Source organism: Arsukibacterium sp. MJ3, from assembly GCF_000987765.1.
Classification (GTDB): Bacteria; Pseudomonadota; Gammaproteobacteria; order Enterobacterales; family Alteromonadaceae; genus Alishewanella.
Map to the genome: position 1 here is coordinate 24,632 of NZ_LAHP01000003.1, position 15,001 is coordinate 39,632.

8 protein-coding genes are annotated in these 15,001 nt (G+C 43.9%); 3 read left to right on the forward strand and 5 right to left on the reverse strand.

The window, feature by feature from the left end; translation table 11 throughout:
• Nucleotides 1-84 precede the first annotated feature (84 nt).
• Entirely contained in the window at nt 85-1,425 is a 1,341-nt protein-coding gene (gene astB / locus VT06_RS02955) for an N-succinylarginine dihydrolase (protein ID WP_046552790.1), read from the forward strand.
• A 95-nt stretch (nt 1,426-1,520) separates the two neighbouring features.
• Here astB and VT06_RS02960 read toward each other — a convergent pair whose 3' ends face one another.
• Nucleotides 1,521-6,812 carry a hypothetical protein gene (locus VT06_RS02960; protein ID WP_052750153.1) on the reverse strand — a complete coding sequence of 1,764 codons (5,292 nt, stop codon included), beginning with the start codon at nt 6,810-6,812 and terminating at the stop codon, nt 1,521-1,523.
• Between the two features lie 165 nt (nt 6,813-6,977).
• Between VT06_RS02960 and VT06_RS02965 the strand changes: the two genes are divergently transcribed.
• A complete protein-coding gene (locus VT06_RS02965; RefSeq protein ID WP_046552791.1) occupies nt 6,978-8,312 on the forward strand; it encodes a dicarboxylate/amino acid:cation symporter in 1,335 nt (444 codons plus the stop codon).
• 69 nt (nt 8,313-8,381) lie between these two features.
• On the opposite strand, the gene sohB is transcribed toward VT06_RS02965, so the two are convergent.
• Both sohB and VT06_RS02975 read right to left on the reverse strand, forming a co-directional pair.
• On the reverse strand, nt 8,382-9,383 hold the full coding sequence (gene sohB, locus VT06_RS02970) for a protease SohB (protein WP_046552792.1): 1,002 nt from the start codon (nt 9,381-9,383) through the stop codon (nt 8,382-8,384).
• Nucleotides 9,384-9,487: 104 nt separating this feature from the next.
• The gene (locus VT06_RS02975) at nt 9,488-11,851 is read right to left on the reverse strand and encodes a VolA/Pla-1 family phospholipase (protein WP_046552793.1); all 2,364 of its coding nucleotides are present in this window, start codon (nt 11,849-11,851) and stop codon (nt 9,488-9,490) included.
• Between the two features lie 240 nt (nt 11,852-12,091).
• Between VT06_RS02975 and VT06_RS02980 the strand changes: the two genes are divergently transcribed.
• Nucleotides 12,092-12,832 (forward strand): YciK family oxidoreductase, encoded by a 741-nt coding sequence (locus VT06_RS02980; protein ID WP_200897894.1) that lies wholly within the window; start codon nt 12,092-12,094, stop codon nt 12,830-12,832.
• Nucleotides 12,833-12,935: 103 nt separating this feature from the next.
• Here the strand turns inward: VT06_RS02980 and VT06_RS02985 are convergent, their stop codons facing one another.
• Together VT06_RS02985 and VT06_RS02990 are read right to left on the reverse strand one after the other, a co-directional pair.
• Nucleotides 12,936-13,460 (reverse strand): hypothetical protein, encoded by a 525-nt coding sequence (locus VT06_RS02985; RefSeq protein ID WP_046552795.1) that lies wholly within the window; start codon nt 13,458-13,460, stop codon nt 12,936-12,938.
• A 103-nt stretch (nt 13,461-13,563) separates the two neighbouring features.
• On the reverse strand, nt 13,564-15,000 hold the full coding sequence (locus VT06_RS02990) for a phosphomannomutase/phosphoglucomutase (RefSeq protein WP_046552796.1): 1,437 nt from the start codon (nt 14,998-15,000) through the stop codon (nt 13,564-13,566).
• Nucleotide 15,001 lies beyond the last annotated feature (1 nt).

Sequence of the window (15,001 nt, forward strand, 5' to 3'; positions counted from 1 at the left end):
AACTCTGAATGAAGCAAATAAACGTAAGCGGCCGTAACAATAATAAAAACAGTGCCCCTTCCAACAGAAGGATATAAAGCAAAAATGAAGTACTTTGAAGCAAATTTCGATGGTCTGGTAGGACCAACCCATAACTATGCCGGCTTATCTGTCGGTAACGTGGCGTCGTTATCTAACGCTAACAACACTTCCAACCCAAAACAAGCTGCAAAACAAGGTTTGCAGAAAATGAAAGCGCTGCAAGACTTAGGTTTAGTGCAAGGCGTATTGGCACCACAGGAGCGCCCTGACGTATACACGCTACGCCGCCTTGGCTTTACTGGTTCAGACAGTGATGTCATTGCCACCGCAGCAAAACAAGCGCCAGCGGTATTTAGGGCGGTTTGCTCGGCTTCTAGTATGTGGACGGCCAATGCTGCCACTATTTCACCCAGTGCCGATACTGCCGATAATAAAGTGCACTTTACCCCGGCAAATTTAACTAATAAGTTTCACCGCTCACTCGAACCACAAACTACCGGCAGAATATTACAAGCTATGTTTGCCGATCCTGCACATTTTGCCCATCACCAACATTTACCTGACAATGATCATTTTGGAGATGAAGGCGCAGCGAATCATACCAGACTATGCAGCGATTACGGCAAAAAAGGTGTAGAGCTGTTTGTGTTTGGTCGTTATGCGTTCGATCAAACTAAAGCGGCACCGAAACGTTTCCCGGCCAGGCACACATTAGAAGCCTGCGAAGCTGTCGCTCGCCTGCACGGCTTAAGCCATGATCACGTGGTTTATATGCAGCAGAACCCGGACGTTATAGACCAGGGTGTTTTTCATAACGATGTGATTGCGGTGGGCAACCAGAATGTGTTGTTTTACCATCAGCAAGCTTTTGTTGACACCAACAATAAACTGGATGAACTACGACGCAAATTTGGCAATGACAGCGAACTGTTCCTGATTGAAGTGAACGATAATGAGGTATCAGTACAAGAAGCAATTAATACCTATTTGTTTAATACCCAGGTTGTTACCTTAGCCAATGGTGAAATGGCCATTATTGCCCCAACAGAATGCCAGGACAACCCAGCTGTAGGCCGATATTTAGCCGAACTAACTGGCCGTGGCACGCCAATAAAACATGTGCATTATTATGATGTAAAACAAAGCATGCGTAACGGTGGCGGCCCGGCCTGCTTAAGATTACGGGTTGCGTTAAGTGAGCAAGAGCACCAGGCAGTTAACCCGCATGTACTAATGAATGACCAGCTGTTTGCTACCCTGAATAACTGGGTTGATAAGCACTATCGTGACCAGATAGCAGAAGCAGACTTAGCTGATCCGCAACTGCTTAAAGAGTCACGGGCAGCGCTGGATGAGTTAACCCAAATATTGCATTTAGGTTCAGTTTATCAGTTCCAGCGTTAAGTAAATTTAGCCATTAAAAAAACCGCCAGCTGGCGGTTTTTGTTTTGTAATCATTAGAGAAGCCTATCGGCTCCTCTAATGTATTTAACCATTATTTACCTATCATCACTGACCGGCACTAACAATGAACTTGTTAAACCCGATGGTGCCGTAACATCTATAGTTAAGAAACCACTCAGTTTATTATTACCCTGACCAGCAGGTTCCTGGGTCATTGCGAAGGATAAACTTACTGGTACTCGACTAGTGGTATTAGGGAATGCGTAGCTGTCTGAGCCGACTAATACACCATTATCTACGCTAACATCTACTGAAGTACCAACTGGTAATGGATTATTGTACAAATCAGCTATAAACAAGAGTAACGAAACTGAGTCTGCACCACTACCAGAACTTAAATCTATTGAACTTACTTCACACATTTTACGGCCAACAGTTGATCCTCTTACCTCAAATACTTCTGGGCTTGAAGAGTTGCTATTAACTCTGACAGAACGTGCTGTTACTCCAGGTATTGCATTACAATCTGTAGCATAGGTTGTTAATCGGAAAAAAGCTTGATCACCAGACATAATTATTTCTTGGTTCTGGAAAACATTTACTAATTCACGACTGCATAATCCTGCCGTTTCGTCTTCTTGACGACATAGCAATCCATTGTAATTTCCGTTTGCCGAATTAAATATACCGTCAGTATTGTAATCCACGAACTCTTCAAACTGATCACCCTCAGGGGAAGTTGGTGAACAAGGGTTCGCTACATCATCACAACTATCACCACGAAACTTAGCATCTTCATTATTATCAATGAATGCTTCAGTTAAGTCATAAGCAATAACAAATTCACCTTGATCAAACCGGCCATTACCATTTAGATCGGTAAAAGACTCCTCACCAATTGAATAGGCGAGAATAGTTGCTCTTCCTCCTAATGGTTGATCAAAAGTTATACCATCATCTCTAACAATGCCGTAAGGACAAGGCTTACCAGCATCACATTTATCGATAATCGTGTTTGTAAAACCAACTGTAAATGGCCTTGGATTTTGACTGCGCCATTTAACGTCGCAACGGCCATTTAAGGTTGTACAGTTTGGTTCTATGGATCCACCTTCTGCAACAAAGTTAACGGCTGTGCCATCCGGTACAGGGTTGTTAAAGTGGTCAGCCATAAAGATGGTTACATCGACTTCATTACCATCGAAATTAAGACCGTGAACGTTAAATGCTGAACGCGATAACGAGAAGCTATTTTGATCCGCTAACCCGGTACTAACCGTTAGCACATCTGATGGAGCGGTTACTACAACGATACCACTCGCAATCGTCTGCTCACTGCGGGCTATGACTCTGGTTGGCGTTGGAACGATACCAGAACGAACGACTGTCTGGACAATACCATCAATATTGGTAAAGCCATTAAGTTGAGCCAGTTCTAACCCACCTACAGCTGTTGCCAAAGAGAAATTGACTTGTCTACCCGCTACAGCATTGCCATTTGCATCAATTAAACGAAAACGAACAATAGACGTTTCAGTGCGGTTAGCGCCACCAGTGCCTTTTAACGCCAATAGTGGTGCTGATACATCTAAAAACTCAATTGAACCTATTGCAGCTTCAGACACATTCACAACAACAGTGCCACTAACAGTATTACCGCCTGTTATAACAGTTGCAGTAATTAAGTCTGCACCAACGCAACCTGATGCACGATAGGTAGAACGAGCAACACCACCAATACTCGTTACGGCTTGATCAATAACGGCAAGGCCGGCTTGAACGCAACCTGAAGTAAACTCAACCCCTAATGGTGGCATGTAAGGCATACCACTTCTTGAAATATCAACTGATATTAGAGTTGACGATCCAGCAGCTAATGTTTCACCGACAGCTAGGCTAGACGTAACAACTATATCTACATCGACGGCACCAATTTCAAAGGCTTTAGTTCTGGTGGTGTTTATAGCAGTTACCGAAACCTCACCCGCACCAACATCACGACCTGCAACTAAATCTAATAATGCTATACCATTCTCATCGGTAATAGCCGTACCCGCTCTTGGGCTTATAGATCCAATAGTGGTTGTGGCAGACACTAAAGTTTGAGCCAATGGTGTCGTTGAGCCTTCACGCGTTACTTCGATGTATAAGATACCTGGTTTCTCGGCTGAGATACTGGTTGCTTCAATACAGCTATTAGGGTTTCGGGTCGCTCTAAAATCAACCGGACAATCGGTAAGAAGTCTAAAGTTAATGCTGGCTGTAACTTGATTCGGATCAACTTCATCTCCTCTGGTATAAAAGCCAATTGCAGCTGAAACACCCTGATATTGAGCACTTACGGTCCCTGCTCCCTCAGCAGTACCAGCAACAAGATTAATTCTTGCTTCACCCAAAGTGTTAGTTAATGCAGTACCTGTAGAAGGTCGCAAACTTCCAAGAGTTGAGCTAAAACTTACGACTTCATTTATAACTGGGTCACCATCATCGTTTAGTACCATTGCTACAACTTGACCACTATTAGCGGCACTTATTTCACTAGTTTCAGTACCCGTAACACTAGAAATTAAGCTTAAGCCAATAGTAAACTCTGGCGAGTTGCCTAGAAGCGGAGTATCACCTGCACTGGTAAAAGTGAAAGTTTCACTAACAATTGTTACATTTGCTAAAGTTACGTATTGTGCAACAATTTCGCCAGCACCAGCCACTGTCCCAGCAAGTAAGTCAATATAAGCTATACCAGTAGCATCTGTCATAACTCGCCCTGATGAGGGGTTGACCAGACCAGCAAAACGAGATTCCACTAAAATCAATTTGAAAGCGGAAGGCAAACCACCTTGAATTAATGATACTTTTACTCTGCGAGGATTTGCAAAATTAACATCGCGTACCACATTATCAGTTGCTGCCTCAACTACCTCGGCAGTAATAATAGTCTCAGCTGATTGGTCACCATTTGATTCAAAAACATAAGGAAGTGAACTCACCACTTCATCAACTGCTTGATATGTTGCAAAAACGATACCTGCCCCAGGCACATTACCAGCAAACAACTGAATCTGTGCAACACCAGAATTATCAGTTCTTGCGGTACCAACAGATGGAATAATTTCACCGACATCATTCGCTAGTTCGTAAGCAACTAACTGGTTTTCTAATGGAATACCATCAAATGTTAATGTCGCTAACAAAGAGCCTTGATTATCCTTGCTAACGTTTCTGGTAGTAATGCCTGAAGAATCAACCATGGTTAGAGTCATTAAGTACTTACTTTGAATCTCGTCACCTTTAGTTGAGAAACTTATTGTCTGTTCAACCGCTTGATAACGTGCAGTCAACGTGCCAGCACCTTCTAAAGTACCCGCCGTTAAGATGATTTGAGCTTCACCATTTACATTCGTCAAGGCTGTACCAAAAGCGGGTTGAATACGTCCAAGTGTACTCGTAAAACTAACTACTTGATTAACTACCGCTTGATTGTCCTTATCCAGAATACGCGCAGTAACTGAACCAGGATTAGCTTGCGATATCTCAGTTATTTCAGTTCCTGCAGCATTATTTAATGTTAGATCAATGGTAAAATTAAGATTATTACCTGGAAGCGGAGTGTCACCTGCAGATGTAAACACAAAAACATCAGATACGATCTGTGCACCTGCGCTATTCGTAAAGCGTGCTTGGGCTTCACCCGCACTCGCGATAAAACCAGCACGAAGATCAATCCGCGCCACACCGTTAGCATCAGTCATCGCTCGACCCGTTGTCGGGTTAATTTCACCTGCACCTTCAACACTAAATGTTACTAATTTGAACGGAACTGGAGTCCCATTTTCAGTTACCGTTGCGGTTAGCAGGCGGGGTGTTGCGAAAGCAACATCACGTACTAACTGATTACTTTCATCCAATAAGCTTAACGTCAGTGCACTTATTACCCGATCATCACCTAGAGAATCAAATACAAACGGTAGGGACTGAATAGTTTCATTTTGAATTGCTACGACCGCATTTATCTGACCAGTACCTGCAACCTGACCGGCCAAAAGACTTAACTCAGCAATACCTTGACCATTGGTTCTAGCAGTACCGCTAACAGGGGATAATTGGCCTATTCCTGAGCTTAGGCTAAAACTAACTAATTGGTTGGCAACCGGTGAACCGTTAAGACTCAATGTCGCTTGTACCTTACCAGGCTCAATCCTAGAAATAGTCCGAATATCGACATTAGAATTATTTTTTAAAGTTAATGATAAAACATATGAACTAATAACTTCATCACCCAAAGATGTAAATCCTAGGCTTTGACTTTTAGCTTGAAAACTTGCTTCAATAGAACCTGCACCAAAAATAGTACCTGCAGTCAATGTTACCGTTGCTTCACCTTGTTCGTTAGTTAAAGCAGTACCAAAGGCTGGTTGAATTCGTCCAAGAGTTGAAGTAAAAGATACAACTTCATTAACTACTGGCTGGCCTAAGCTATTTCTAATGACGGCAACAATTATACCGGGTTGAGAATTTGAAACCTGACTGATCACATTTCCAGCTTGGTTAGTCATAGTTAAGTTAATGCTATAAGCTGTTTCGTCGCCTTGAACAGGCGTATCACCAGCAGTAGAAAATACGAAAGAATCGGATTTTACCACCAAATTGTTTGCAGTGGCAAAAGTAGCAGTAAGAGTACCAGCACCCGCTTCTATGCCAGCAATTAAGTCGACACGTGCAATGCCATTGATATCGGTCATTGCAGAGCCGTTAATTGGGTTTAAAACACCCAAAGAACCTAGCTCAAATTTTATAAGTTGAAAAGCACCTGGCTGACCATCAACAAGCAATTTAGCTTCAGCAATACCTGGAGAAAAATGAGAAACCTCACGAGCCACGGTACCATCATGTTTTAACAAGCTTACCGATAGTTCAGCAGATAATCCACCTAGCACAGAAGCATCAAACACAAATGCATTGGAAGATATTGTTTGATCTGTTGAAACTTGATAAGTCGCAATGACTTGAGCAGACCCTGAATTCTCACCAGCTTGCAGTTGAATTTCTGCAACACCATTTTCATCAGTTCTTGCACTGCCCTCCTCTGGTGAAAGCTTACCAACATTACCATCCAGAGTAAATTTGACTAGTTGATTCTCAAGTGGTTGGTTGTTTTTTCTTAGGCTAGCCCTGAGTTTACCTGGAGATGCTGTAGTGACCTGGCGAACTTCTTCACCGGCAGAATTAATAAGAGCAACAGTAAGAGTGTAATTATCTGTTACACCACCACCAGAACCGCCGCCACCGGTGCCGCCGCCCGAGTTGTTATTGTCCAAAGTACCGCCGCCGCCGCAGGCGGCCAGCGATGTAATCATTAATGCAACAAGAAGTTGCCGGATGTTCCGCATGAAAACTCTCCCTAGCTGTTTTATATATAGTTTTTGTTAATTGCATCTTAAACCATTAATTATCGCTACGTCACAGCAATTTTAAAAAAGTTTTACTGTGCCCTGCCCAATAGCACTGCAAACTGATAGTCTTAGCAATATTCTGCACTGATATATAACATTACAATGAGCAATAATAAAAAACTAGGGTTAACTGCCCGTATTGTTATCGGCATGGTTGCTGGTATTTTAGTTGGTTTCTTTTTTAAAGCTATTCTGGCTGGTCAGGAAGAGCGAGAACTGGTGTTTTTTGGCTTTTCCATGCCATTAAAAGCCTTTTTTATCGATGGCGTCTTTCATGTTGGTGGTGAAATTTTTATTGCCAGCTTAAAGATGCTAGTGGTACCACTGGTATTTGTATCGCTGGTGTGTGGTACTTGTTCGTTGTCTGATACGTCGTCTTTGGGCAGGCTTGGCGGTAAAACTATTGGCCTGTACCTTATTACCACGGCAATTGCTATTAGCCTGGCGATGACAGCAGCCATAGTCGTTGGCCCCGGCAAAGGCGTTGCCATGCAATCAGATGCCAGCTTTGACATTTCAGAAGCGCCATCGTTGGCTCAGGTATTTATCAATATTTTTCCCAGTAATCCAATTGAATCGATGGCTCAAGGCAATATGCTACAAATTATTGTATTTGCCGTGTTGTTTGGTTTAGCCATGGCGTTAAGCGGTAAACCTGGTGAGCGTTTGGCGATGGTATTTACTGATCTTAGTGAAGTAATAATGAAACTGGTCAACATTCTGATGAATTTAGCGCCCTATGGCGTGTTTTTCTTAATGGCTAAATTGTTCACCACTCTGGGTTTTGAAACCATTGCCAGCCTGGCAAAGTATTTTGGGGTAGTACTAACGGTATTGTTGTTCCACGGACTGGTCAGTTACAGCATTATTCTGAAATTACTCACCGGTTTAAACCCGTTAATATTTATACGAAAGATGCGTGATGCTGCTTTATTTGGCTTTAGTACCTCTAGCAGCAATGCCACCATGCCAGTAACGATGGAAACGGTAACTAAAAAACTGGGTGTTAAAAATAGCATTGCCTCTTTTACTGTGCCATTAGGTGCCACCATTAATATGGACGGCACGGCAATTATGCAGGGTGTTGCTACGGTATTTATTGCTCAGGTATTTTTAGTGGATTTAACCATAGGCGATTACCTGATGGTTATCTTAACGGCTACCTTAGCCTCGATAGGCACTGCTGGGGTACCTGGGGTTGGTTTAATTATGCTGGCCATGGTATTACAGCAAGTAGGCTTACCGGTTGAAGGTATTGCATTAATTATTGGCGTTGACCGGCTGCTGGATATGACCCGCACTGCAGTGAATGTTACCGGTGATGCAATGGTGTCATGTGTGGTTGGTAAAAGTGAGAAGCAATTCGACCAGGCGGTATTTGATGATGAAAATGCCGGTTTAAAGGATGAAAGCGTTGATTTTCATCATTTGCGTTAATTCACCTCCTAAAAAATAACAGTAAAAAACAGGCTTAATAGCCTGTTTTTTTATTGTTTAACACCTTGATTAACGCTGCCAATATTGATGCACCAGCTTTTGCCACCATAGCGCCAGCACATTGGCTGAGCCGATACCGACCTTTTCTGCCAGGCCTTTTTTTAGCTGGTACTTCACCGTAAACAAACGATGGCTGGGTAGTTTTGCCATTACGTAATCGTCACTGGTTTGAATATGATCAACCAGGTTAAGCTCCAGCGCCTGATAGCCAAACCAATGCTCGCCGGTAGCCACCTTCGAAATAGTTAACTGCGGTCGGTGCTGTTGTACAAAGGTTTTAAACAAATCATGCGTGTCTTCCAACTCTTGCTGAAACTTTTGCCGGCCTTTATCTGTATTTTCACCAAAAAGTGTTACCGTGCGTTTAAATTCACCGGCGGTAAACTGTTCAAAGTCGATATGATTTTTCTGTAATAACTTGTGAAAATTGGGCAACTGCGCAATAACGCCGATAGAGCCCAGAATGGCAAATGGCGCAGCTAAAATTTTATTGCCAATACACGCCATCATATAACCACCACTGGCAGCAACCTTATCCACCGCCACGGTTAGGCTAATATTCTGCTGGCGGATCCGATCCAGTTGTGAGGCAGCCAGGCCATACCCATGCACCACACCACCACCACTTTCCAGCCGCAGCAAAACTTCATCTTGTGGTTTAGCAACAGCGAGTAACGCAGTAACCTCTTCGCGCAATGAATCGGTCTCGCGAGCATCCATCGAGCCATTAAAGTCAAGCACAAATAGGCAAGGTCGCTCCGCTATTTGCCGCTTGTCAGCTTTTTGTTGTACTTTTTGCCACTGCTTAAAGGCTTTTTTGTCAAGTAAGCGTTGTTGTAACTCTGCAGTTTGTTGCTGATAGTGTTTACCCAGATCAGTAAATTCCAGCTGACCTTTCTTACTTTTAGGCTTGTGGCTAGCACTCACCACAATACCCACCACCAAAGCGATAGCAAAGACAATGGTTGCTGCCTTTGCCAAAAACATACCGTATTCCAATAAAAATGCCAAAGTTATACTCCTGTTTGTTTGAATATCGTTATTCTATCTGGATTAAGCAAAAGAAAAAGCCCGGTGCATTTGCAACCGGGCTTAAAAACAGTGCAACAATAAAATTAATTACCGCTGGCTAATACCGTTGGGTTAGATACAAACAAACCTTGACCTCTGTTTAAGAAGAAGGTCACACTCTGTGTTTGCATTTCAACGGTTGCTGCAGGGCTGGATACCGGACTTAAAATAGAACCATGATTGCCAGTACTAAAGCGCGCTATCGCATTGTTACCATTTAAACCTAGCCCACCGGCGCTGGCAGGCACACTAATTGCACCTAACAACCGAGCCAACGGCTCTGTACCGGCTAATGGCATTTTACCCGCCGCTAACGCCGCTAGCGGATTAAAATTACCGTTTGGAATAACTTGATCCGGCAGATTATTAGCACCATCTCCCACTACTTCAATCATGTAAACCGGCGTTTCGCTATTAACCAACCGCTCTGCGTAGTTATTGGGATCACCCGCATCCGTTACCGTCTGTGCGGCAAACGCAAACTGGGTTAAAGTAGCAGCTACCCGCTGTTGCTGAGCCGCATTTGCAGGCTCAGTTAAGGTCATCAAATAAGCATTTACTACCGGCGCAGCGCAAGCTGGATATGCGGCAGCAGTTTCTGCCGTAGGCATGCCGCAACTGGTATTAGCCGCAACATAGCCTACAAACTGATTCGTTAACTCACCACCCGCACCCAACATAACGCTGGCTTTAATTAACGGACCAAACGATGCAGAATCAAGCAGGAAATTGGCCACAGCGCCACCTGGCATTGCTAACACTGCAGTTTCTACACTGTATAGCGCATCTAAAGCGGGTATACCGGTTGTAGTATTCGCCAGTGCCACCATAGAAGTACCACTAATGCCACCTAACGAATGGCCTAAAAACTGCACACGACTGGTGTCTAAATCAACGCCTTGCACAAAGTTAAGGGCTAAACGCAGTGCCAGCATATCGGCAATACTTTGCCGCAGATTATCGCGGGTAACTAATAAGTTACTCAGGTTCATGTACACCGTAGCACTACCGCTACTGGCGTTTATTGGACCAAAACCACGATTGCCGTGTAAGGGGTGATCAATGGCAACAGTAGCAAAGCCTTGTGAGGCTAAAGTGCCGGTAATGGCCAACATATCAGAGCGACGTGAAGTAATACCATGTTGCAGAATTACAATGGGCCAGCCGGTAGCAGGCATCGGAATGACATTGGCATCAGGCACGGTCATCTGTACATCAACTGTTTGATAACCATTTATTTTTGGAATGGTATTAAACTTTGTCAGGTGACGGGCAGAGTCAACCCCTAAGTCACGCAAAGCACCACCGCTAAATGCCTGACAGGCACCATCATTTTCAGATACCGGCGTGGCAGGTTTCATGGCCGGTGGCAACGCCGCAATAATAGCACCACTGTCACAGCGCGCCGTCCAGCGGGTATTCAATGGCGCGGTTGGGTTAGCTTCCGTGGGTAAGCCAAGATAATAAGCCAGATTTAATGAACCCGTGTAATAGCGGGTAATGCCAAAAGCCGGGTTACCGGCAAAAGCAGGGTTTAACTGTGATACGGTTAAACCGGTATTATTTACCACTAGTGGCGATGGACCATATCCCGTTGGCGTCGGTGATGCCATCAACTGTTTTAAGGTAGACAACACCGCGCCCACCGACTGAGTGGTAATGGCAGCAGTATAAATAATGTTATCTTTATCTAAGCCTTCGTCCCGCACCATAACATTTTCAAAACTGTTGATCACAGCTTGCAAACCACGCTGCGAGGCAGTAGCCAGTGGCAAGGTAGCCGCGTCCTGTTTTACCAATTCATAAGCAGTAGACGGTTTAATTGACTCGCCATTGCTGTCTTCAAGTATGCTGGTTAAAGCCAGTAAATACGTGGTGGCGTTATTAAGTGGTCTCAATGGTATAACGGCCACACTATTACCACGCCCTGCTGTGATAAAGTCCCGACCGAACTGTAATTCTTCAATAATTTGGCAGGCAGCACCACGTGGTACTGCAGTACAAGAAGCTTCTGGTGACGAAGGGTCACCCATTAATGCCTTAAACACCCGCACTGCGCCCGGCCGCTGAGCAGTAGCGGCATCTAAAGTTACACCAGCGGCAAAACTCAGTTCAATAGCAAAAGGATTCTGTGTTGACCAGCCATCCAGTGCACCTAGTGCTACTTGCGGGTTGGTATAATCCGGGTTAGCACCACTGTCCAGGGTTAATGTACCGTCGGTAGTTCCCTGAAACAGTAAATCATTTGGTACCGACACCCTGCCCGCAGTTGGGTCGAATACTACTCTGGAAGCCGGTGCAACCGCACCTTGCTCAGCAACATCCTGCTTTATATCTTCTAATGAATCACCACAACCAGCCAGGCCGACCGCTGCCGCAACAGCGATACTAATAGCAAGCTTTTTCATATTGTCTCCCCGTCCTTAAACGCTTATTTTTTTATTGCAAAGCAATAACGTTGCTTCGCTTATTACGAATTCTTATTAGTGTAAAGTGGCTGCCCCTGTTGAACAGCTACGACCAGTTAAAGTTAACTCAAAGTCTGGCAGATCGCTAGCGCAAAAATACAGTTGATAGCAAGAAAGATGCAAAATAATTGATTTAAGCGTATGCTTGCGCCGTTTTTCAGTGCTTACAGGTTAGAATACATGCATAACTACACTGCGCCTGCAGAGGCCTTAAAGAATAAAGTTATTTTAATTACCGGAGCTGGTGACGGCATTGGCCGCTGTGCGGCCTTAACATTCGCGCGGTATGGCGCCACAGTAATTTTACTGGGTAAAACAGTAAAGAAACTTGAAGCAGTATATGATGAAATTATAGCCGCTAACGGCGCCGAGCCGGCCATTGTGCCACTGGACTTAAAAGGGGCTACCGCATCACATTATACGGATATGGCAGCGACTATTGCCCGCGAGTTTGGCCAACTCGATGGCGTATTACACAACGCCGGTTTGCTAGGGGTGTTAAGCCCGTTTGAGCATATTAATCTCGCCAGCTGGCAAGATATTATGCACATTAATGTCACAGCCGCCATGCTGATGACTCAGGCATTAATGCCCGTGCTTAAAAAAGCACCTTTGGCATCAGTGGTGTTTACCTCTTCCGGGGTTGGCCGCGCAGGTAAGGCGTATTGGGGCCCTTATGCGGTCTCAAAATTTGCCACTGAAGGCCTTATGCAGGTAATGGCTGATGAATATGCAAACAGTACCATCCGCGTAAACTGCATTAATCCGGGCGCCACCCGCACCGCCATGCGTGCAAAGGCTTATCCGGGTGAAAACCCGGCACGCTTAAAAACCCCGGCTGATTTAATGTGGTTGTATTTGTATTTAATGGCCGATGACAGCCAGGCAGTAAATGGTCAGTCACTAAATGCACAGCCTTAACAGTGGCTAACAGTGGCGCGCATTGCCGTTATCTTTAAAGTATGAAAAACCGGCTACATAGCCGGTTTTTGTATTAAAAAGTAACCCTTTGTACATTTCAGACTTAGCGTTTGTCTAAAATCTCAGCGCCGTTTGCCACTGCCCACTCATTCCAAATTAACACTTTTGAATTAAAGTTCTCAACAGCTTGTAACGTAGCATCTGCAATAAGAGTGTCAATGTCTTTGGCAAACTTTTTATCAACTTTCGCAAGAGGCATTACCTGAACTCCGCGCTGTTGTAAGCCTTTTTTCATAGTGTGAGTCCGCAGTAACTGTAACTGACCATTCTCAACATAGAAAAACTGACTGTCTTTGTTAATCGTTTTAAATTTAGGTTTTACCGGACGTTTAACGCTACTGGCTTCACTGTGCTCTGCTACAACGACATCACTACTTTGTTTATAACCCAATTGCTCCATGGTAAAACCTTGATCTTTGGCATATTGTTCAACCCGAGCGATAACCTCAACTTCCTGTTGCCGCTCAGCCATTACGCTATTTAAAGTTTCAATAACATCAGTTAATTTTACCAGCGTTAATTCTTTAGCCGCTTTCTTTAATTCTTTTTTATCAGATAATATAGACACTATTTGCTCCTTAAATGAAATTTAATAGAGAATAAACAATTTAACGCGTGAAATAAAGCAAGCCGAGCGTTTAGAACAAAGATAAATGATAATAAAAATTATTCTATTCAGACTCTATTAAGAAGCGCTTTATATCAGCCGTTTTTTGCTGCATTAAGCCAATATCACCTTTTGACTCTACGTTTAACCGAACAACATTTTCTGTATTAGAAACTCGCAGATTAAAGCGCCAATTACCAAAATTCATGCTTAATCCATCAATATCATCTGTTTCAATTGCTTGTGGCGCATAGTACTCAGCTAATCTTGTAATAACCTTAGCCGGCTCATTAATACTAAAGTTTATTTCGCCCGAAGACGGATAATCGGCAATCATTTGACTGACTAACTGTGACAGTTTTTTACCTGATAAAGATAATAACTCGGCCACTAGTAACCAGGGGATCATGCCGCTATCACAGTAGCTGAAATCACGAAAATAATGATGTGCGCTCATTTCTCCGCCATAAATAGCGTCTTCAGAACGCATTCGCTCTTTAATAAAGGCATGGCCTGTTTTACTGCAAATTGCCTGACCGTTATGCTGTTTAACAATGGCGGCAGTATTCCAATACAACCGCGGATCGTGAATTATTTTGGCCCCCGGTTGTTTTTGTAGAAAAGCGGCTGCCAGTAAACCAACAATATAATAGCCTTCGATAAATTCGCCCTGCTCATCAAACAGAAAACAACGATCGAAATCGCCATCCCAAGCAATACCGAAGTCAGCCTGATAATGGCGCACGGCTTCTGCCGTTGCCTGGCGGTTTTCTACTAGCAAAGGATTGGGTATACCGTTAGGAAAGTCACCGTCAGGCTGGTGCTGAATTTTAATAAAGTGCACAGGAATAGCATGTTGGATAAAGGCCTGCTCTAATGCATCCACAACATGACCAGCAGCGCCATTACCGGCATTCACCACCAATTTTAGTGGCTTAATAGTGGCGCTGTTAATATAACTGAGCAAATGTTCAATGTAGGGAAGCAGAATACTGTGTTTTTTATAACGCGCGGGCCCCATTTGCCAATAGGCTTTACCAGCAAGTGTGTTACTTTGGTGTTGTAATGTTGCCAGCGCTTGCGGGTCCATGATATCGGTTAGCAGGCGTTGCGTTTCGTCACGAATAGTTAATAAACCGGTATCACCGCTTATTGGTCTGGCACCTGCTCTGACCAATTTCATGCCATTGTAGTCAATAGGATTATGGCTGGCGGTAACTTCAATGGCGCCATCAATTTCCAAATACTGAGCAGCAAAATACACTTCTTCAGTACCGGTCATGCCCAAATCCAGTACCTCAACCCCTTCGGTTAGTAATCCTAAAGCTAATGCCAACTTTAGCGGCTGAGAGCTGTGCCTTATATCGCCACCCACTGCCACACGGGTCGGTTTAATAACGCGAGCATAAGCACGACCAATACTGTAGGCAATTTGCTCGTTAAGCTCATCACCAAGCTTGCCCCGAATATCGTAAGCTTTAAAACAGCTTAGGTTAATCATC

Bases quoted from the DNA above. Each gene is read 5' to 3' on its own strand.
- astB (WP_046552790.1), top strand. From the start codon at position 85: ATGAAGTACTTTGAAGCAAATTTCGATGGTCTGGTAGGACCAACCCAT.
- VT06_RS02965 (WP_046552791.1), top strand. From the start codon at position 6,978: ATGAGCAATAATAAAAAACTAGGGTTAACTGCCCGTATTGTTATCGGC.
- VT06_RS02990 (WP_046552796.1), bottom strand. From the start codon at position 15,000: ATGATTAACCTAAGCTGTTTTAAAGCTTACGATATTCGGGGCAAGCTT.
- VT06_RS02960 (WP_052750153.1), bottom strand. From the start codon at position 6,812: ATGCGGAACATCCGGCAACTTCTTGTTGCATTAATGATTACATCGCTG.
- VT06_RS02975 (WP_046552793.1), bottom strand. From the start codon at position 11,851: ATGAAAAAGCTTGCTATTAGTATCGCTGTTGCGGCAGCGGTCGGCCTG.
- VT06_RS02980 (WP_200897894.1), top strand. From the start codon at position 12,092: ATGCATAACTACACTGCGCCTGCAGAGGCCTTAAAGAATAAAGTTATT.